Origin of the sequence: Niabella yanshanensis, from assembly GCF_034424215.1 — a bacterium.
Taxonomy (GTDB): Bacteria; Bacteroidota; Bacteroidia; order Chitinophagales; family Chitinophagaceae; genus Niabella; species Niabella yanshanensis.
The window spans coordinates 1899979-1920265 of sequence record NZ_CP139960.1 but is presented as its reverse complement, the minus strand read 5'-3'; the positions used below and the strand labels follow the sequence as shown (position 1 = coordinate 1920265).

The window sequence follows — 20287 nt, the reverse complement described above, 5'->3', positions numbered from 1 at the left end:
GGTCTCATTTTGAGACAATGTATGCAGGGCGTTTCATCCGACATAAAAACGCGGCGCAGCCGCAACAAAAAAATAACGGATGAAAAAAGTATTTTTATTAGGTTTGATGTCAGCTACCCTGTGTTTAGGTCTTAACGCTCAAAGATCGGTTTACAACAGAGATGTAAGGTTTGGATTTAAGATTGATCCGGTATTCGCCAATTCTTTCCGGGCAGCCGAAAATGATATAGAACGCAGTGGCAGTGGTTTTGGTGTAAACTATGGCCTGATGGCTGATATTTTGTTTAGTGATGGTCGCGGTGCATTTGCCACAGGTTTGGAAGTGGCACATGCTTCGTCTGAATTAATTTACAGCACCAGCAGCAGGGGATTAAAAAGGGCTGAGGCAGCAGGCGTCGATCAGAGTTACAAGCTAAAGCTGCAATACCTGCAAATTCCTTTAAGTGTGAAGTTAAAAACCAACCAGAATAATGGTTTTAGATTCTGGGGACAGTTTGGTACTTACATGGGAGCTTTGTTAAAGTCAAGAATGGATTATTCTTATGGTTCGACATCAGAAAGCAATGTTAACGCCATGAAGAATACCAATAAAGTAAATATGGGCCTTTTAGTGGGTGCCGGTGGCGAGTATGAAGTAGCTCCTAAAACAGACCTGTTCTTTGGTATTGGTATGGAAAACGGGTTTACAGATATTACAGCTAATAAGGATTGGAAAGATGGCAAAGTAGGATTGAACCGGTGGGCTATTCGTTTGGGAATGTTCTTTTAGTAACGATACTATCTGACTAAGAAAAGAAGGAGAGCCGGCATCTGCACGCTCTCCTTTTTATATAGAAGGTAAGGATCAGTACATTATTGTTTTACAATAACACCACAACCAACGCGCGGACCAGAATTGCCGGTTGGCTGTGTTTTATAATCGTCGGTGCCGCCATGCACAATAATGCCCAGGCCGATTACATTGTTCACTGCTTTGTCAGTAATGCTCCATCTGTCGGTAGTTACTGATTTAGTAGCGTGACCATTATTGTCTAATTTAATATTGCCGATGTCGCCAGAATGGTAAGCAGCGGATCCCCACTCGCCATGCTGCTCTTTGGTCGGGTTCCAGTGTCCATGAGCGCCTTCTCCTTTATTGCTGCAATCGCCATGTTCGTGAAAATGTACGGCTACATTACTGTCTGCTCTCGCTTTATCATCAATTACCAGGTCAAGGCGTATTTGTGTACTGTCTAACTGGTAGAATTGAGCCGTCCCAATTTGTTGCGTAGAGTCGGCTGTAGACATCAGGTTAGCTGTAGCTACCAATGTGCCATCTGCCGAAGGAAGTATATCGGTACTGTCTGTTGCCACTACGGCAGAATCGCCGCCTGTAGCTTCATCGCTGTTGGTATTAGCTCCGCTACCGCAGGATGTCAGCGCGGCGAGAGCTATCATACCGCTCAATAGTAAATGAGAACGTTTCATAATGCTTTTTTAATTTTAATTAAGAGGTTTGAACGAATAAAAATATATAAAAGTTTACTTTTACTAAAGTTATAATTACTGTATTATCAATAATTATTGTCTTGATACAAACATTGAACCAAATATGAGCGAGATAGAAAACCCGTGGAAGGTAACCGGTAAGAAAGAAGTGTATAGTAATCCCTGGATCAGTCTTACCGAATTTGATGTTGTGAACCCGGGCGGAGGAAAAGGGATTTATGGAAAAGTGCATTTTAAAAATGCCGCGATTGGTGTTATCGCCCTGGATGAGGATTTGAATACCTATCTCGTGGGACAGTATCGGTTTGTTCTGGATGCTTATAGCTGGGAAATACCGGAAGGTGGTTGCCCGGAAGACCAGGAGACCTACCTTGAAGCTGCACAGCGGGAATTATTGGAGGAAGCAGGCTTAACAGCAGATAACTGGACGGAATTATTGCGTTTTCACTTGTCGAATTCGGTTTGCGATGAACATGGCATCATTTTTTTAGCTAGAAAACTGAAGCAAGGTTTGGCTTCGCCCGAGGAAACAGAGCAGGACATGCGATCTAAAAAAGTTCCATTTAGTGAAGCCGTGGCTATGGTAAACGATGGTCGTATTACCGATTCTATTTCCATTATGGCTATACAGAAGGTGCAGTTAATGATCCTTTTAAAAGAGATTTAAACATGTCAGAAAGCCGGCAAAATATACCCGCTCCCATCAATAACGACCCCAGGCTGAAAATGGTACAAAGGGTGACACGTTTGATGGACGAGCAGTTTTCCGTTGGGGGATTTAAGTTCGGACTGGATCCTATACTCAACCTGATTCCTGTTGCGGGTGACGTAAGCAGCTACATTATATCAATTACCCTGATCATCACCATGGCGCAACATGGCGCTTCAGGAAGAGTAGCTATGAAGATGCTGGCCAATGCTACCTTAGATGCCCTGGTGGGCTCCATACCGGTTTTAGGGTGGATTTTTGATTTTTCCTACAAGGCCAATACCCGCAACCTGAAACTGCTGACGGAACATTATACTGAGGGAAAACATCGGGGAAGCGCAAAGCCGGTCATTATTTCTATTCTTATTATTATGTTGTTGGTGCTAACACTGCTGGTATACCTGGTAATAAAGCTATTCCAGTGGCTGGAAGCGCTTATTATGACCTGAACCGGGCGTTTTATAAAGATCTGCGTGCGGGCTGTATTGAATTGTAGCGGCTTTTTAGTTTCTTTGCCGGGTGAAAAATTTCAGGTCGCCGCAAAGGCCCAAAAAAAGTTCGTTAATTGCAGGCGCTGCCGCAATTATTGACGCTTTGCAACAAGGCAAAGCCTTAGACAAAATTTATGTAGATGCCAAACTGGTAAGCGCAGAATTGTCTGTATTGAGGAAGCTGGCTACTGAGCTGGCCGTGCCGCTCAACTATGTGCCGCCTCAAAAGCTTAATAGCTTTAACGTAGAAGGCCATGGTGGTTGCATCGCACAAATAGCAAAAGTGCAGTACCAGAATTTGCAGGATATTATATCTTTCGTGGTAGAGCAGGGGCAAACGCCTTTATTTCTGATCCTTGACGGTATCACCGATATACGTAATATTGGAGGTATCGCCCGTACAGCCTGGTGCTGTGGCGTTAATGCAATTATCATTCCCGATAAAGGTGTGGGGGCGCTGAATGAAGATGCTATCCTTACTTCGGCAGGCGCTTTGGAGAAGATCCCTGTATGCCGCGTTAACAGCCTGATGAAGGCCGTAGATGAGCTGCATATGAATGGCATCACGGTTTTCGCAAGCGAAATGACCGCATCAAAGAATATTGCAGATTGTGACTTTTCCATACCTGCGGCTATTATAATGGGGAGTGAGGAAAAAGGGGTTTACCCGGCATTGCTTAAAATATGCGATGAGCGTATCAGCATTCCTATGAAAAATAACTTTGAAAGCCTGAACGTTTCAGTTGCCACAGGGATGATATTATATGAAGTGATGAAGCAACGGGGTGGTAATGAATAGTGGACCGGATCACGGCTAACTCGTTCATGGGTATCACTTGAGCAAACGGTGACCTGAAACTGTCAAACTTCAAACCTTAAACATTCTGTATGGATTTTATGTCCCCGATACATATTCCGAAATTGCCGGAGCCGGTTGCTTATGGAAATAAGTTGCTGCTGATTGGTTCTTGTTTTACTGAGCATATCGGCAATGCGCTGGCGGATTATAAGTTCAATGTACTGCAGAATCCGCACGGGATATTGTTTGAGCCGGCCAGTGTAAGGCATAGCCTGATATCTTATATAGAAAACAAAAGGTATACAGAGGCCGACCTCTTTTATTTAAACGAGATCTGGAGCTCCTGGCATCATCATTCCCGCTTTTCTCACATCAATAAGGAAAGAGCGCTGGATGCCATGAATCAGTCGGTTGAGCAGGCGCATCATTTTTTAAAAGATTGCGATTGGGTGGTTATTACACTGGGTTCTGCTTTTTCCTATATTTTATCTTCTGATAATCCTGAAAAGGAGCGCTACGATCTGCATGTAGCCAATTGCCACCGGGCACCGGGGCAATGGTTTTATAAAAAGCTGTTAGGCATTGAGGAGATCATAGCGGCTATGGACAATACCTATCATCGGCTGAGAACCTTTAATCCTAAAATAAAAATACTGTTCACGGTTAGTCCTGTAAGGCATTTGCGGGATGGCGTTACCGAGAACAATCGCAGCAAAGCCCGTTTGATAGAAGTAGTACACCATATGGTGGATAAATTTCCGGGGGTGTATTATTTTCCCGCTTATGAATTAGTGATTGATGTGCTTCGCGATTATCGTTTTTATGACATAGACCTGGCGCATCCCAATTACCAGGCTACAGAGTTTGTTCTGGAGAAATTTACAGAAGCCTGTATTGACGATGCTTCCAAGCCTATAATGAAAGAAGTGAGGCAGGTGTCCATTGCCAGGCGGCATAAAGCTTTTCAGCCCGATACCCACGCTCATCAACAGTTCCTGAAAGCGCATTATGAAAAGGCAAAAGGATTGATGGAAAAGTATCCGTTTCTGAACCTGAAAGAAGAAATGGACTATTTTTCCGGTATGAATTAAGGATTTGACTTGAGAGAATCATTGGTAGTTAAGCTTCCTAGTGTCCAAACCCATTCTATTTCCTCGTAAACAAAAGAACATTCTTCGTATTCCGCATATTTACTCAGCTCCGGATTTTTATTATTGGGCATAATAGTTTTGATACCTGTAACTGAAGCATTCTTCAGTCGTATAGTAAAATGATTGAATTCTGCGCCTTGTCCTCCGGCTGTTCCCAGTTTATTAGGTGCAAAGAACTTCAATTCAAAAGAACTTAGTGTTTCATTCTGAATCAAAGCCTGGATCAGGGCTGTTGTGCTTTTGTCCAGCTCTTTGGTAACAACCAGCGGTTGGTGCTGGCGCTTTCCACTGGCCTGACCCGTGGCCGCATCGCGGGGTGATGTTATTTCGTGATCAAAGGCAATGACCTCTATCAGTCCTTCCTTGCCTCTTTGAATACAGCTGCCTTTGATGATGCCTTGTTTGCTTCCCGTAATTTTCAGGTATGCATTTAGTGCCATTGGTTTAGATTTTACTGCTAAGTTAGCTGTATTCAAAGCTGCAATCTATACCATGATTAGGTGAGTGCTGATTAAGTACTGGCTTCCGCCATCGCCGGGTGCCGTAACACAGGAAAACAATAGATAATGTAAGTGTCAGTCCTTTTCCAAGTTTGGATCGGATCATAGTCTGCAATTTATTTTGAAAGCAGAAAAGCCTGCATAACTATAATAAAAGAACTGCATATTTAATTGTAATACAGAGAGAGCTGTTAATTGTCGGGCTGTAAAATTTTTGGAGATGGCTATAGTAATTATTAGTTAACACAAGTCATCAAGCTTTGGCATGGGGTTGGCAATATGAAGAGAGTGAGCGTCAAAAGTGAATCAACAGCTGTAAAAATAGTGGGCGAACCCTCCCTTAAGAAATATAAAAAGTTGATCTATAAAAGACCAAACTGTTAACCTTAAGTAAGGTCCGGCAATCTGCCGGGCCTTTTTATGGGTTTTATGTAAGGTGGTGTAAGTCTGTTTTAAGATCCATTATTAGTATGCAGCCATCTGATCGCGTCATCCATTTGTTCATGAGGGTAAATGCGCAATTCACCGGGGATGTCGTTGCATGTTTCATTATTGAAGTTTTTCAGCCCTTCCAGGTTGCTGATGATCGCACAACGCTTCCAGGTGCTCCAGTCCCTTACAGCCAGCCACAGGCTTTTAATCCACCAGGTAATAGAAAAACTACTAAGATCATGTTCCAGCACCAGCATGTAATTGAGCTCTTTGTGACTTCGTTTATACTGTTGGATAGCCGGAACCAGCGTTGTCTCGAAATCATTTCCATGAATGGTTCCGCATGCCTTGAATGCTACAATATTGTTTGATATTTCTTTTATTTCTGTAATCATAGGTGGTTTTTTTTAAGGCCATCCATCGTATCAGATAACCAAAGTCGTACCGAAAACCTAAAGCGCTTGATCAATTTATCTTATATCAGGTTTAACCTCCTGATACACATCGGTAAAAAAAAATCCTCCTTGCAGCTGGTTATTCTTTTTTGGGGCTACGGTGCATAGAGAATTATTGGGGAATAAAGAATAATTTTTCATATCTTTATGATATCGTTTTAATATCAAATAATTTATATGGAAAAAATCGTAAAACCAATGTCAGGATTTCTGGCGCTGATCATATCCCTGGTTCTTCTGGGGTTGGGTGTTTTCTTTATGTTCTTACAATCTGAACGTACTGTTGCAGGTGTGGTATTGGGTCTGTTATGTTTCGTGCTATTTGTATTTTTTATTAAAGGCCTGATGATCATACAACCGAATCATTCAAGAGTACTTACATTTTTTGGCAGGTATGTAGGTTCTGTTAAAGAAAACGGACTGTTCTTTATCAACCCGTTGTATGGTACACACAAATTAAGCCTGCGTTCTCAGAATATGCAGGGCCAAACTTTGAAGGTAAATGATAAGATGGGTAACCCTATTGAGATTGGGGCGGTAGTGGTATGGCAGGTAGGAGATACCTATAAAGCGGCTTACGATGTAGCTAACTATGTAGATTATGTGAATGCGCAAAGCGAAGCGGCTATCAGGCACCTGGCGGTAAGCTTTCCCTATGATAATCTTGAAGATGAACATGCGGGTATTACGCTAAGAGAAGGCGGAGAAAAAGTGAACCAGATATTGGAGCAGGAGTTGACCGACCGCTTGGCGCGGGCTGGTATTATTGTGCAGGAAGCCCGTATCAGTCACCTGGCATATGCTTCAGAAATTGCGGGAGCTATGTTGCAACGACAGCAAGCTACCGCTATTGTGGCTGCCCGTACAAAAATTGTAGAAGGTGCCGTAGGTATGGTAGATCTGGCATTAAAAAAACTATCTGCAGAGAATATTGTTGAGTTAGACGATGAGCGCAAAGCTGCTATGGTGAGTAATTTAATGGTAGTGTTGTGTGGAGAAAAAGCTGCTCAGCCTATTTTAAACGCAGGGACCCTGCATCATTAGAATTGATGTTTTGAACGATAAGAAGAGTTTTATATTAAGAATTAATCCCGACACTTTTCAGGCGCTTGAAAAATGGGCCGCCGATGAATTCAGGAGTGTCAATGGGCAAATAGAGTATTTACTGCATGAGGCAGTGCTGAGATCGGGCAGGGGAAAAACCGGAGCTCAGCCAGGCGAAAAGGCAAAGACAAAAGGAAAAGAAAAAAGCTGACCGGCACCGTAGTCTTGCGGCATGGATAAAGGTAATACAGTATACTATCTCAGGGCCTGTTCCAGGTCAGCGATCAGGTCCGTTATGTCTTCCAGGCCTACACTCATTCTGACGAGTCCGTCTGTGATACCGGCCTTTAAGCGCTGCTCTTTAGCTACCGCTGCATGTGACATCGATGCGGGATGGGATATAAGGCTGTCCGTTGTGCCCAGGGATACGGCTCTTACAAAAATCTGAAGCCGGTCAATAAAGTGCACTGCTTCTTCAAAGCCGTCCTTTAATTCAAAACTGAGCACCGCACCGGCACGCCGCATTTGAGACCGGCAAAGTTGATAATCGGGATGCGTTTCAAGTCCGTTATAATTTACTTTTAAAACAGCGGAGTGTTGCTGCAGGAACCTCGCTACTGCCTCTGCATTGTCGCAATGCTTGTCCATACGGGTAGCCAGTGTTTTAATTCCCTGTAACAAAAGAAAAGCATCAAATGGATTGGCATTTGCGCCCAGCAGTTTATAAGTAGGGTACACTTTTTGAAAGCTTTGCTGGTCTTTCCCCAAAATCACGCCACCTATCGCGCTCCCATGACCATTTAAAAACTTGGTGGTAGAATGGAAAATAAGATCAGCGCCCAGCTTAAAAGGCTGTTGGAGATAAGGGGTTGCAAAAGTATTATCGACCGTTACCAGCACATCGAACTTTTTAGCCAGTGCGCTTACGGCCGCAATGTCGATACATTGCATACCTGGGTTGGCCGGCGTTTCCAGGTGTATGAGTCGGATCGAAGGCGTCTGCTGCAAAGTAGCTTCCAGTAATTCAGCGTTGTTCAGGTCCAGTGAGATGCATGTAACTCCAAATCGGGGCAATATGCCACTGAAAAACTCCTGTGTTCCTCCGTATAAAGATTGGCTGGATAAAATAGTGTCTCCTGCTGAAACATTGGCCATGATCATGGTAGACATGGCGGCCTGCCCTGAAGCAGTCAATAAACCCCAGGCTTCAAGGGTATTCCCATTTTCATCGGTTGCGCCAAATGCCTCCAGGTCTGCGATCAGCTTTGCCGCAGTATCCGTAGTAGGATTGCCAAATCTTGAATAGGTATATCCTTTTTCTTCACCCGAAAACCGGGCCATGCCTTGTGCAGCATTGTCAAATGTGAAAGATGAAGTTGCAAAGATGGGCATCACATGAGCGTGCTCGGGTAGGGAGTTTCCGCATGCATGAATAGCAGCAGTTGCTAGTCCTTTTATATTCTTACCGGTCATATAAGTAATGATTTAGCGAAGTGATACCTGCTAAGTAAGAACATATTTTTTAGTTTACCAGTAAACGGGCCACACTTTCTGATATAATCATTTTCCGCAACTGATACATTTACCCGTAAAATAAATACCTTTGGCTGTAGCTTTCTCTTATTTAATGTTGAATAGTCATACATCCGGTATTTTTTGGATTGCTGCAATAATTGTTGCAATACTCCTTGGCGTGATTGTATACCTGAGTATCAGGTTAGCTAAATCAGGTAAGCAAAAAAAGAATATGGAAGACCGCTTTCAGCAGATAGAAAACAGGATGAATTCTCTTCAGCTGGAAACACTCGAATCGCGCCTCAACCCGCACCTGTTTAAAAACATTCTCAACTCTATACAGTCACATGCCTACCAAACCTATTTTGCCCTGGATAAACTGGGAAATGTGCTGGATTATATTTTGTATGAAAGCCGGAAGAAATTGGTGACTCCAAAAGAGGAGATAGATTTTGCATTGAGCCTGATAGAGATCAATAAGATAAAGATCAGTCCCTTATTTGAGCTGAATGTAAAGGCCAGGGTCAATGAATCTGAGCCCTTGTATAAACAAAGAATACTGGCGCCTTTAATTTCCATTGACCTGATAGAAAATGCCTTTAAGCATGCAGACCTGCAAAGCCCTGATGCATTTATTTCCATCGTTTTTGAATTTCGGGATGATCATTTCTACCTGACGGTATCCAATAAAATATCTTCTAAAAAGCCCATTGAAAAAGAAAAGGGCGGTATTGGAGTTATGACACTCGAAAATCGGCTGCGTATCATTTATAAGAATCATTTTAAGCTGGAAAAGCTTATTGAAGGAGATGTTTATATTGCACACTTAAAAATTAATCTTCTTGACTACAAAGCTCAGATGCTTACTGCTGGATGATGAGATTCCGGGTCTTACTTACCTGAAGATGCTTTGCGAGCAGTTGCAGGACCTGGAAGTTGCAAAAGCTTTTAACAGCCCTGTTTATTTTTTAGAAGAAGTCCCAAAACTGGAATTTGATTTTTGTATCCTGGATATTGAAATGCCCGAAATGAATGGCTTGCAGGTGGCAGCCCTGTTAAAAGGAAAGCCGGTTGTTTTTACAACTGCATATAAAGAATACGCTGCCGAAGCCTTTGACCTGGATGCAGTAGATTATGTAAGAAAGCCGGTAAAGAAAGAGCGCTTACAGCAAGCTGTTGATAAGGTAAAGCACCGGCTGGAAAGTAAAAACCAGGGCGCGCGTTTTGTACAACTGAATACAGAAAAGGGAAAGGCATTGATTTATTTTGATCAGCTGCTTTATATAAAAGCCTCCGGGGTGGATAGCAGGGACAAATCGGCCTTACTGGCAGATCAGAGCTTTGTAATGCTTAAAAATATATCCTTCGAAAAGCTGCAGGAGTTGTTGCCAAAAGAGGGTTTTGTGCGTGTTAACAAGAAAGAAATGATCTCTTTGAAAACGGTTCAAACCTTTTCTTCGGATGAAATTACAACTAAAATAACTGCCGCTTCGGGCGAACCATTAAAAGTAGTGCTGAGCGACGCTTACCGCAAAGAGTTTATTCAGCGGGTCAACCTTTAAAATTGGTTACAATTTTTCACCCTTTCATTACATTTTTGGCATTTTAGTTCCCTTTTTCCTTTTTTTATTTCCGGATACACCTCACTTTCGTAGCCAGGTAAAATGAGTAAAGTCGGGTTCTTATCAAAAAAAGAATTTAAACAACACATGCTGTTTTAAAATGGGCAAATTAAAAAATACGATCTTCTATATTCTAACTATTGGCGGACTCTCGGTACTTATTTACCGGATGGTAACAATGGGAGAGAAATTAGAAGGTGGCAGGCAGGTTGTTAAGCCCGATTCTTTTAAAGGGCAATGGGGAGAATTTATGGATACTTTGTCGCATAACCTGCAGCATCCGTTGGCGCTCCTGCTGGCACAGATTATTACCATTATTCTCGCAGCGAAACTATTCGGCTGGATTTGCAGGAAAATAGGTCAGCCTACTGTAGTAGGCGAAATGATTGCCGGTATTTTATTGGGTCCTTCTTTGCTGGGATTGTACCTGCCGGAGTTTTCCAATGTTTTATTTCCCAAACAATCATTGGGTAACCTGCAATTCCTGAGCCAGATAGGTCTGATCCTGTTTATGTTTATTGTAGGAATGGAACTGGATTTGAAGATGTTGCGAAAACAAACGCATGATGCTGTGGTGATCAGTCATGCCAGCATTATTGTGCCTTTTGCGTCAGGCATCGGATTGGCTTATTTCATATACGAATCTTTTGCACCCGAAGGTGTACAGTTTTTATCCTTTGGTTTATTTATGGGCATCGCCATGAGCATTACAGCTTTTCCTGTGCTGGCCAGGATCGTGCAGGAGCGGGGTATCACTAAAACCCGGCTGGGGGCTATAGTCATTACCTGTGCAGCAGCAGATGATATTACTGCCTGGTGTATCCTGGCGGCTGTTATTGCTATTGTAAAGGCGGGATCTTTTACAAGCTCCCTCTATATAATGGCGCTGGCCCTGGTTTATGTAATTGTAATGATTAAAATGGTGCGCCCTTTTTTATCACGTATTGGCAGCATTTGTACTTCAAAGCAAACACTCACCAAGCCAATTGTAACCATCTTTTTTCTGACCCTGATCGTTTCGGCTTATGCGGCGGAAGTGATTGGGATTCATGCACTGTTTGGTGCTTTTATGGCAGGGGCCATTATGCCGGATAATATTAGATTCCGCAATCTCTTTATCGGGAAGATAGAGGATATAGCTTTGATTATATTACTACCTCTATTTTTTGTTTTTACGGGTTTAAGAACCCAGATAGGTTTATTAAGTGACCCGGCGCTATGGAAGCTGACTGCAATGATCATTGTTATAGCGGTTGCCGGTAAATTTTTAGGCAGTGCACTGGCAGCGAAATTTGTGGGTCAAAGCTGGAAGGACAGTCTTTCTATAGGAGCCCTAATGAACACCAGAGGTTTGATGGAGCTGGTAGTATTAAACATCGGATATGATCTGGGCGTACTAACACCCCAGGTTTTTTCAATGATGGTATTAATGGCCCTTATAACCACTTTTATGACCGGTCCTGCGCTTGATTTGATCAATTGGGCATTTAGGTCGAGACCACAGGTGTCGGGACAGGAGCTCAAAGATATGAGTAAATATAAGATATTGCTCTCTTTTGATAAACCCTGGTCGGGGGTGAATTTATTAAAGCTGGCGAATGCTTTTACCAATAAGATGAACGGTAACGCATCATTAACAGCCGCCCACTTCTCTCCTGCAAACAAATTGCATTTTTATGATGTAGAAGAATATGAAAAGGAAATGTTTCGTCCGGTAATGGAAGAGTCTGTAATTATGAATCGAAAACTGGAAACAGTTTTTAAGGAGTCTGCCGATCTCGATAACGAAGTTACGGTTGCTGCCAATAGAGGCAACTATGACCTTTTATTGATCAGTCTTCAGGAGTCGATTTATGAAGGAAGCCTGCTGGGCAGATTGCTGGGCTTTACAACAAGAATCATCAACCCCGAAAAATTATTGAATACAGTTACCGGTAAGGAGAATATCTTTGATACTTCACCTTTTGACGAACATACCCGCCAGATTCTTTCTAAATTACAGGTGCCGGTGGGCATTTTGGTAGACAAAGGATTTTCAGATCCCGACCAGGTATTTATTCCTGTTCTGGAAGAGCAGGATGTATTCCTGATCGATTATGCCCAGAAATTGATTCATAATACCGGGGCTCAGGTAACCATCGCTGATGCTTCCGGTGTTTTAAAAGTAAATGATACGGCTCGGGAACGGATTCGCTCGATAGAGCAAAAAGCGCCGAATCATATAGCGTTGAACAGCACCGCTGTTATTACCTCTGAAAGTCTCAAAGGACGTAACCTCATGTTAATCAGCCTTAACAGCTGGAAAACATTGATAGAATCAAAAAGCAGCTGGCTGTCAGATATACCATCCACATTGGTGATTGCTGATAAGCCCGGATAAAAAATAGTATTTATTCTGTTAACATTTAAAAACGCTCATTATGGATTTAAACAAAGTACAGGATACCATTATTGAAGAATTCGAACTGATGATCGACCAGGTAAAAAGCAAGTTCAAATACCTCCGCCATTTTGCTGATATGGGCGCTAAACCTGCCCTGTATGTCTTAGAGAGAACCAACGAAAAGCTTGTCAGGCTTACCAAATCGCGCATTTGGCTGGATGCTGAATACCGGGATGGTAAAGTGTATTATTACGGCGACAGCGATAGTAAAATTATTAAAGGAATACTCGCTCTTTACATCAGGGTGTTTTCCGGACGTACGCCACATGAGATCATTAACTCTGATGTTTACTTCGTTAATGAAATAAGTTTGCATAGTAATTTGTCTGTTGAAAGACGAAATGACATGTCTTCTGTATTGCAACGTATCCGTGCTTTTGCTGCAGGGTATAAACTAAAGAGCCTGGGTGTATAAATCCGGAGAGCTAAGAACATAGGGCACACAGGGCGCTCATTTCAATTCTTTTTAACAGCTGTCTGATGGGTCAAAATGTAGTAATGGATGTTTAAATGAGCTTGTAGCTGAACTTATGCTACAACAAAAGATAGGAATGCCGTGATGAGCAGCTGCATATCAAATAGTTTGAAATACAAGCTACTGAAAGATTGAAGTTTTCGGTGTATAAAAAAAATATATATAATATTTACAACCCTTGCGTTCAATATATCGTCAAAAAACTAAATTTGGCATCGCAATTGCATTTTTATGTTTAAAATGATATATATGACTATTACAAAAAATCTGACAGTCCTACTGGTAGCCGCCGCTATTTTTCTCGTATCCTGCTCGTCCGGTAAAAATGTGCCGATAGCGCCAAGAAAGGATTTTAAAGGTAACTGGACCATTACATCGGCACAGCTGCAGGGGGCTGAGGGAAAAGTAAATGTCACCGCTTTCGATGACGCCGCTTTAAAATGTTTCGAAGGCAGCGAATGGGTATTGCCTAATAATGGCTATGGCTCTTATACTATCAACGGCGGTGCTGATTGCCCCGCAGGAGCGAGACAGATCATTTGGTCGCAACGCGTAAACGGGGGTACAACCACTTTTAACTTCAAAAAAATGGACGGTGTAAAGAAAAGTGATTCTAAACATGTTCAGGAAGGGTATTCATTGGAGGTTACTTCTTTTACGGAGAATTCTTTCGTTGCTCAAAGCCCCATACAGTTTGAAGGCAGAACCGTTTATATAGTTTATACCTTTGAAAGAAGATAATTATTGATTTAATATGTTTTAAAGCCGCTTCATCAGGGAGCGGCTTTGTGTTTTAACGGGGAACGATAAATATTAGTGGGCGGGCGCACAATGGCTTGTAACTGCAGGAGCTGTACCAAATGCCGGACTTATATAAGGAATGCCCAGGTTAAGACCTCGCAGGATCATTAGAACAGCCACAAAACCGATAAAATAAGGCACTGCTTTTTTCACGGTTGTCCTGGCAGAAAATGAAATCATATGACCCGTAACCATCAGGATCAGCATTAATGGAATAGTGCCAAGTCCGAACGCTGCCATGAAAATGCCCGACTGCATAGGACCTCCTATGATCAATGCTGAGGCGATAGCCATATAGACCAACCCACAGGGTAACAAGCCGTTAAGCAACCCAAAAATAAACAGACCCTGTACCGAATTTTTTCTTGTTAAAAAAACGGCAATATATTTTTTAAAATGAGTCTGGAGGGCCGGGAACAACCTTATATGACGGAGGTATTTACCTGCTATCAATAATAAAAGGATCAATACTCCGGCGCTGATAGAAAATAATTGCTGGTAGCCCACTACCACTAACCGTGACCCCGTCCATCCCAGGACTGTACCCATCGAGAAATAAGTAATAGTGCGACCCGTATTGTAGGCTAGTGCAGACAAAAACCGGCTAAAGCCTTTTGCGCTATGGATGGGTAGTGCCAGGGCCAGAGGGCCGCACATGCCTATGCAATGCAGGCTGCCTGCCAGTCCCATAGTTAAACCCGTTATCATAGCCTCAATCATCTACTGGATATTAAAACTTTGTTCGTGGTAATAAGGTGTTCCCTGGTTGCTCCAGTCGATACGAACTTTATACAAACCTTTGCTTATGTAGCTGAGCGGTATCTGGTAAAGGGCAGTTTTATTGCCGCTCATAGGAATGAATTTGTCATCTTTTGCATTGGAGAGTTTCATGAATTGTATCGATCCGGAGTCGAGCCTTGTTATTGTTGAAGGAGGGAATGCAACTTTTATAACGGCGCCATCGTTCATGATGGTAACTGAATCGCCCAGTGCCAGTAGGTTTTTTTTGCCATCAATCACCTGCTGGTATTTCATTTCCCGCTCATAATAATTAGCATCTACCACCTCGTTGGTTTGGCGCATGGATAGGTATACCATGAATGTGATTCCGGCTACGAATACGACAAGGATAATAATAACTCTGTTTCCCCAACTCATATTGTTAATTTTTTATTTTTAAATAAACGGTCCCAGGAAGGTAGAAGAGATGGTCTGTATCTTTTGTCCATCGCCATATACGCTGATCCTGATTCTGGATGACCGGGCTTTTATCTTGTTTACCGGAACTGCTATAAAAAATGTTGCATTGCTTAAACTTTCAGCTTTTAAAGTATGGTGTTTTGTATCGATCATTTTAATGGTGCCGGGAATATCACCTTCTACTCTTAGCTCATATTGCACATCACTAAGTGTTTTGTTAATGATCTTTGCCTGGAACAAATTGGAGAGGGAATCCTTTCCTATTTCCTGGTAAAGCTGGCCTTTCACTCTTGATATAGAAGTGTCGATACTTTTTCTGGATAACAGCAGGAAAGACATGAGTCCAACCAACGCCAGCAATAGTACCGAATAGAACCTGATCTTACCATTGATGCGGAAGGGGTGTTTTTTCGAGATCTGGTTCTCTGAGGCCAATCGTATTAAGCCGGAGGGGCGGCTGATCTTATGCATTACTGCATTACAGGCATCAATACAGGCCGTACAACCTACACATTCCATTTGCACACCATTTCGGATATCAATACCGGTAGGGCATACGCTGACACATAATTTACAGTCAATACAATCTCCCAATTGCTGCCCTGAGCCTTTTTTGATCTTTCCGCGCGGCTCACCACGGTTATAGTCATAAGATACCTGCATCGTGTCTTTGTCAAAGAGCACACTTTGTAACCTGCCGTAGGGACAAATAGTAGTACAAACGATATCTCTTATAAAAGCAAAAACAAAATAAAAGAGGCCGGTAAAAAAAAGGAGGCCTATGAATAATCCGGCATTTTCTGAAATCGGATGTTGGATCAGGTTCAATACTTCTTTTACGCCAAGTATATAAGAGAGAAAAGTGTGTGCTATCAGCAGGGAAATGAAAAGGTAAATGAAATGTTTCAATGCTTTTTTGAACATCCATTCTTTTCCCCAGGAATTTTCATTAAGTTTTTTTTGTTGGCCGGGAGCCCCTTCTATCCACCATTCTATTTTCCGGAATACAAATTCCATGAAAATGGTTTGGGGGCACATCCAACCGCAAAATATTCTACCATAGATCACCGTGAATAAGGCAACGAAAACTATAAATGCAATCATGGCTATTGCAAAGATGAAAAAATCATCGGGCCAGAAAATTTTACCCAAGAGTATAAACTTTGCTTCGGTAAAGTTTAATTGTATAGCCGGCAGGTTATTTATTTTGATGAAGGGCAGTGTGAAGAATAAACCGAGATAAAAAAAAGACAGGCAACTACGGTATTGATATAGCCTCCCCTTGGGCTTCAATGCGTAGATCCATTTACGTTTGCCTTTATCAGTTACATTGCTATGCCTGTCCCGAAAGCTGTCGCTTACTTTTTGCGGACCGATATCATCTATACTTGTTTCCATCTTTTTATGTAGGCTTACAGTTTTGCCGTTTGTGCGCTATCTGTTTTAACGGGATCAGCATTTTGTGTTTTGGGCGTTTCTTTATACAACTCACCTTGCGGCTCCTTAGCACCTGCAGGTTTGCTGCCTTGTGTGGATTTGATATAGCTGGCTAATTGCGCAATTTGTTCAGCAGAAAAAACATCCTTCCAGCTCATCATCCCTTTTTCTACCACACCTAATTTGATCGTTTTAAAAATATCACCAATACTGCCGCCATGTAACCAGTAGTCGTCGGTTAAATTGGGTCCTACGCCGCCCTGGCCGGCATTGCCATGACAGGCAGAGCAGTTGCTGGTATATAGTGCTTTTCCAGCATCAACACCTGTAGCATCCAGCATAGTTACGGTATTTTCATTGATGGCGTCTCCTTTTAATTTCATGTACGCTTCCTTTTCAAGATTTGCTTTGGTTACTGCAATTTCATATTCTTCATATTGGTTGGGCCCGGCTTTGGATACATGATAATGCCATAAGTATCCGATACCGAAAACAATAGAAGCAATAAAGGCAATGGTGAACCAGGGTGGCGTTACATTGTCCAGCTCTTTAATGCCGTCATAACTATGACCTACATCCAAGGAAGCTTCTTCCTCCATCGGTTTCAGCTTATTGACACGGCTCCACCACGAAGAGGCATCTTTTAGTTTGGTTTTGCGCTCAGCCCCTTTTTCTCTTTGAAGCTCTTCAATGCCTGTGAAAAAGCGTATCCAGTACACCAGTGCAAATATGGTAATGAGCTCCAGCGTTATGATACCCAACAGCAGGTACCTGAATATATGGACGTCGGAGAAAACGCCGGTCACCGGTGCTGCGGCTTCGCTGCCATCCTGCCCAAATGCCTGTAAAGCACCTAATGAAAGAAAGCCTGCGAGTAAAGATTTTACAACCTGCCCGGTGGTGTTTTTATCGTTTTTTCTTTTTTTATACAGATCGAGGGAGGCGCTTAGCGTGTAGCCCAAAACTCCTATAACCATTGCCAGCAGGGCTATAGCAAATATCAACACTGCGTTTGCATCCAGTGTAAAAGAGGAGGTAGGAGCTCCAGATGTATTTTGTGCTGTTAATGGAGCTGCGCCTGCAAAAAGGAGAAGTATGAATAGAGTTGTTGTTTTTGTTGTTTGAAGTTTTTTCATCGCAGTTACTTTTATTGATCATCAAGAGGTATATTTTCCATTTCAGCTATGGTGTCGCGGCTGGCTCTCATGGCATAGATGATCACCAATACAAAAACGGCCGTGAACAGTAGTAACGAAACGACAGGGTATATGCTAACACCGCTTATTTTTTCGAGATAATTAATGAATTTCATTTTTATAATTATTGGTGCAAAGAGTGTGACACCGGGCTAACCCGGTTGCCCTATTCTTTTGTTATTTAGTTGTAGGCGCTTCGCTTTTGATATCTGTGCCTAGTCTTTGCAGGTAGGCGATCAGGGCAACAATCTGCTTATCGCTCATGATTTTGATCTTTTCTTTTTCTAATCTTTTAGTGATCTCTTCTGCCTGTTTTTTCAGATCGTTCACAGCCTCGGCTTCGTAACCTTCTTTATAAGGCACACCCAGCTTACGCATGGCATGAATCTTGGAATTGGTAGCACCGGTATTGATCGTTTTTTCAAATAACCAGGGGTAAGGTGGCATTACAGATCCCGGAGCCATTGACGTTGGATCGAGCATGTGATTGAAATGCCAGCTGTCGGGGTATTTGCTGCCGATGCGCGCCAGATCTGGGCCGGTACGTTTACTACCCCAAAGATGTGGATGGTCATAAACAAATTCTCCTGCTTTCGAGTACTCTCCATAGCGGGCTACTTCATGCCGGAATGGCCGGATCATTTGCGTGTGACAGTTGTTACAGCCCTCCTGTATATAAATATCACGCCCATGTAATTCAAGCGGTGTATAGGGTTTGACGCTGGTGATAGTAGGCACATTTTCTTTTACAAGGAAGGTGGGCACCATTTCTACCATTCCCCCGATAGCTACCACTATTAAGCTTAACACTAAAAGCATAACCGGCTTGCGTTCTATTTTGGAGTGCCAGTGTGCTTTGGCGGGCGCTTTATAGCTCTTCGTTAAAGGAGCCGCACTGGCCTCTTCGCTGGCTATAAATGTTCCCTTCTTAGCGGTTTTGATAAGGTTGTACACCATCAAAAAAACACCTATTAAATAAATGGTACCGCCAATTGCCCGCAGTGCATAAAAAGGAACCATTTGTTGTACCACATCAATAAACTGGTATTGTAGCTGGCCTTCGGGAGTAAAGGCGCTCATCATAAAATAGCTTCTGAAAGCTGCCCAATACATAGGTACCGCATACAAAATAATACCTAATGTGCCGATCAAAAAGTGAGTGCCTGCCAGTTTCCTGGAGAACAGGGTGGTATTGAACATTTTGGGTATCAGCCAATACATCATACCAAATGTTAAAAAGCCGTTCCAGCCCAGTGCTCCAATGTGTACGTGAGCAACAGTCCAGTCGCTATAATGCGAAATGGCATTCACGTTTTTCAATGAAAGCATAGGGCCTTCAAACGTAGCCATACCATAGCAGATCACCGCCACAACTATAAATTTTAAAACAGGATCTTCACGTACTTTATCCCAGGCGCCTCGCAGAGTAAATAACCCGTTCAGCATACCACCCCAGCTGGGCAACAAAAGCATGATAGAAAGCGCTGTTCCTAAAGATTGAGCCCACTCCGGTAATGCAGTATACAACAGGTGGTGAGGTCCGGCCCATATATAGATGAAAATCAGGCTCCAGAAGTGTACAATGCTCAACCGGTACGAATAGATAGGACGGTTAGCCGCTTTAGGCAGGAAGTAGTACATCATTCCCAGGAAAGGAGTGGTAAGAAAAAAGGCTACCGCGTTATGCCCGTACCACCATTGTACCAATGCATCCTGCACTCCGGCATACCAGGAGTAGCTTTTAAGGCCAGACACCGGCATTTCGAAGGAGTTGACAATATGTAACAAGGCAACGGTTACCCAGGAACCCAGGTAGAACCAGATGGCCACATATAAGTGTCTTTCTCTCCGGGTAAGAATGGTGCCCATCATATTGATACCAAACAATACCCATATCAGCGTAATGGCAATATCAATAGGCCATTCCAGTTCAGCATATTCTTTTGATGTTGTAAATCCGGCAAGCAGCGTGGCGGCAGCGGCAACAATAATCAATTGCCAGCCCCAGAAATGAATTTTGCTGAGCGCATTGCTCCACATAGGTGTTTTTAACAGCCGCGGCATGGAGTAATACACAGCAGTAAAAATGGCATTACCAACAAAGGCAAAAATAACAGCGTTCGTATGCACCGGGCGAACACGGCCAAAAGTGGTAAACTCCAAACTGAAATTTAAAGCAGGAAAGGCCAGTTGAAAAGCAGCCAGCACCCCTGCCAGCATACCCACCACACCCCAGGTGACGGTGGCAATAGCAAACATTTTAGGGATTTTGTTGTCGTAACTAAATTTTTCTAACTCCATGTGCTTTGGTTATTTGTTTTTTGTATTGTTTTCATCAAATAGTATGCGGTTGGGAGGCGCATAATCATCTTCATATTGTCCGTCTTTAATACTCCATACCAGTGCTGCCAGGAAAACTCCCGCAATTAATAAACTGGCAATAGCTGTAATAACAATGATGCTCATTTGTCACACAAAGGTCACTTTAACAATGCGGGAGAAACTTGATTTGAAACAGATGGACATATG

General features: G+C 42.7%; 23 protein-coding genes. 12 read left to right on the top strand and 11 right to left on the bottom strand.

Going from position 1 to position 20287, the window contains the following annotated elements; genetic code table 11:
* Positions 1-79: 79 nt before the first annotated feature.
* The gene (locus U0035_RS07600) at positions 80-769 is read left to right on the top strand and encodes a porin family protein (RefSeq protein WP_114789399.1); all 690 of its coding nucleotides are present in this window, start codon (positions 80-82) and stop codon (positions 767-769) included.
* Positions 770-852: 83 nt separating this feature from the next.
* Here the strand turns inward: U0035_RS07600 and U0035_RS07595 are convergent, their stop codons facing one another.
* Positions 853-1467, bottom strand: coding sequence for a superoxide dismutase family protein (locus U0035_RS07595; RefSeq protein WP_114789398.1), 615 nt, complete (start codon positions 1465-1467; stop codon positions 853-855).
* A 124-nt stretch (positions 1468-1591) separates the two neighbouring features.
* On the opposite strand from U0035_RS07595, the gene U0035_RS07590 reads away from it, so the two are divergent.
* The 4 genes from U0035_RS07590 to U0035_RS07575 all read left to right on the top strand — a co-directional run bounded on the left by U0035_RS07590 (position 1592) and on the right by U0035_RS07575 (position 4578).
* Positions 1592-2155 (top strand): NUDIX domain-containing protein, encoded by a 564-nt coding sequence (locus U0035_RS07590; RefSeq protein ID WP_114789397.1) that lies wholly within the window; start codon positions 1592-1594, stop codon positions 2153-2155.
* Between the two features lie 2 nt (positions 2156-2157).
* Positions 2158-2646, top strand: a complete 489-nt coding sequence (locus U0035_RS07585) for a DUF4112 domain-containing protein (RefSeq protein WP_114789396.1) — start codon at positions 2158-2160, stop codon at positions 2644-2646.
* Positions 2647-2716: 70 nt separating this feature from the next.
* Entirely contained in the window at positions 2717-3487 is a 771-nt protein-coding gene (rlmB, locus tag U0035_RS07580) for a 23S rRNA (guanosine(2251)-2'-O)-methyltransferase RlmB (RefSeq protein WP_114789395.1), read from the top strand.
* An 89-nt stretch (positions 3488-3576) separates the two neighbouring features.
* A complete protein-coding gene (locus tag U0035_RS07575) occupies positions 3577-4578 on the top strand; it encodes a GSCFA domain-containing protein (protein WP_114789394.1) in 1002 nt (333 codons plus the stop codon).
* Here the strand turns inward: U0035_RS07575 and tssD are convergent.
* Together tssD and U0035_RS07565 are read right to left on the bottom strand one after the other, a co-directional pair.
* On the bottom strand, positions 4575-5078 hold the full coding sequence (gene tssD, locus U0035_RS07570; RefSeq protein WP_114789393.1) for a type VI secretion system tube protein TssD: 504 nt from the start codon (positions 5076-5078) through the stop codon (positions 4575-4577). The two genes, U0035_RS07575 and tssD, sit on opposite strands and share 4 nt — an antisense overlap.
* 512 nt (positions 5079-5590) lie before the next feature.
* Positions 5591-5965, bottom strand: a complete 375-nt coding sequence (locus tag U0035_RS07565) for a SpoIIAA family protein (protein WP_114789392.1) — start codon at positions 5963-5965, stop codon at positions 5591-5593.
* 237 nt (positions 5966-6202) lie between these two features.
* Between U0035_RS07565 and U0035_RS07560 the strand changes: the two genes are divergently transcribed.
* On the top strand, positions 6203-7069 hold the full coding sequence (locus U0035_RS07560) for an SPFH domain-containing protein (protein ID WP_114789391.1): 867 nt from the start codon (positions 6203-6205) through the stop codon (positions 7067-7069).
* A gap of 10 nt (positions 7070-7079) precedes the next feature.
* On the top strand, positions 7080-7280 hold the full coding sequence (locus tag U0035_RS07555) for a type II toxin-antitoxin system antitoxin (RefSeq protein ID WP_114789390.1): 201 nt from the start codon (positions 7080-7082) through the stop codon (positions 7278-7280).
* A 44-nt stretch (positions 7281-7324) separates the two neighbouring features.
* On the opposite strand, the gene U0035_RS07550 is transcribed toward U0035_RS07555, so the two are convergent.
* A complete protein-coding gene (locus U0035_RS07550) occupies positions 7325-8542 on the bottom strand; it encodes a trans-sulfuration enzyme family protein (RefSeq protein WP_114789389.1) in 1218 nt (405 codons plus the stop codon).
* Between the two features lie 130 nt (positions 8543-8672).
* On the opposite strand from U0035_RS07550, the gene U0035_RS07545 reads away from it, so the two are divergent.
* From U0035_RS07545 to U0035_RS07525, 5 genes are all read left to right on the top strand, one after another.
* Positions 8673-9461 (top strand): sensor histidine kinase, encoded by a 789-nt coding sequence (locus U0035_RS07545; protein WP_211316339.1) that lies wholly within the window; start codon positions 8673-8675, stop codon positions 9459-9461.
* Complete coding sequence (locus U0035_RS07540) at positions 9427-10146, top strand: LytR/AlgR family response regulator transcription factor (RefSeq protein WP_114789387.1); 720 nt, start codon at positions 9427-9429, stop codon at positions 10144-10146. Before U0035_RS07545 ends, U0035_RS07540 begins: the two co-directional genes overlap by 35 nt.
* 160 nt (positions 10147-10306) lie before the next feature.
* Positions 10307-12586 carry a cation:proton antiporter gene (locus tag U0035_RS07535; protein ID WP_114789386.1) on the top strand — a complete coding sequence of 760 codons (2280 nt, stop codon included), beginning with the start codon at positions 10307-10309 and terminating at the stop codon, positions 12584-12586.
* A 40-nt stretch (positions 12587-12626) separates the two neighbouring features.
* A complete protein-coding gene (locus U0035_RS07530) occupies positions 12627-13064 on the top strand; it encodes a SufE family protein (RefSeq protein ID WP_114789385.1) in 438 nt (145 codons plus the stop codon).
* Positions 13065-13373: 309 nt separating this feature from the next.
* Complete coding sequence (locus U0035_RS07525; RefSeq protein ID WP_114789721.1) at positions 13374-13865, top strand: lipocalin family protein; 492 nt, start codon at positions 13374-13376, stop codon at positions 13863-13865.
* A gap of 72 nt (positions 13866-13937) precedes the next feature.
* On the opposite strand, the gene U0035_RS07520 is transcribed toward U0035_RS07525, so the two are convergent.
* From U0035_RS07520 to ccoS, 7 genes are all read right to left on the bottom strand, one after another.
* The gene (locus U0035_RS07520; protein ID WP_114789384.1) at positions 13938-14645 is read right to left on the bottom strand and encodes a sulfite exporter TauE/SafE family protein; all 708 of its coding nucleotides are present in this window, start codon (positions 14643-14645) and stop codon (positions 13938-13940) included.
* On the bottom strand, positions 14646-15083 hold the full coding sequence (locus U0035_RS07515; protein ID WP_114789383.1) for a FixH family protein: 438 nt from the start codon (positions 15081-15083) through the stop codon (positions 14646-14648). It abuts the gene before it with no gap.
* An 18-nt stretch (positions 15084-15101) separates the two neighbouring features.
* Entirely contained in the window at positions 15102-16523 is a 1422-nt protein-coding gene (gene ccoG / locus U0035_RS07510; RefSeq protein WP_114789382.1) for a cytochrome c oxidase accessory protein CcoG, read from the bottom strand.
* Positions 16524-16537: 14 nt separating this feature from the next.
* A complete protein-coding gene (locus tag U0035_RS07505; RefSeq protein WP_114789381.1) occupies positions 16538-17698 on the bottom strand; it encodes a cbb3-type cytochrome c oxidase N-terminal domain-containing protein in 1161 nt (386 codons plus the stop codon).
* Positions 17699-17709: 11 nt separating this feature from the next.
* Complete coding sequence (locus tag U0035_RS07500; RefSeq protein ID WP_114789380.1) at positions 17710-17874, bottom strand: CcoQ/FixQ family Cbb3-type cytochrome c oxidase assembly chaperone; 165 nt, start codon at positions 17872-17874, stop codon at positions 17710-17712.
* A gap of 61 nt (positions 17875-17935) precedes the next feature.
* Positions 17936-20059, bottom strand: coding sequence for a cytochrome-c oxidase, cbb3-type subunit I (gene ccoN, locus U0035_RS07495; RefSeq protein ID WP_114789379.1), 2124 nt, complete (start codon positions 20057-20059; stop codon positions 17936-17938).
* Between the two features lie 9 nt (positions 20060-20068).
* On the bottom strand, positions 20069-20224 hold the full coding sequence (gene ccoS / locus U0035_RS07490) for a cbb3-type cytochrome oxidase assembly protein CcoS (protein ID WP_114789378.1): 156 nt from the start codon (positions 20222-20224) through the stop codon (positions 20069-20071).
* Between the last annotated feature and the right edge of the window lie 63 nt (positions 20225-20287).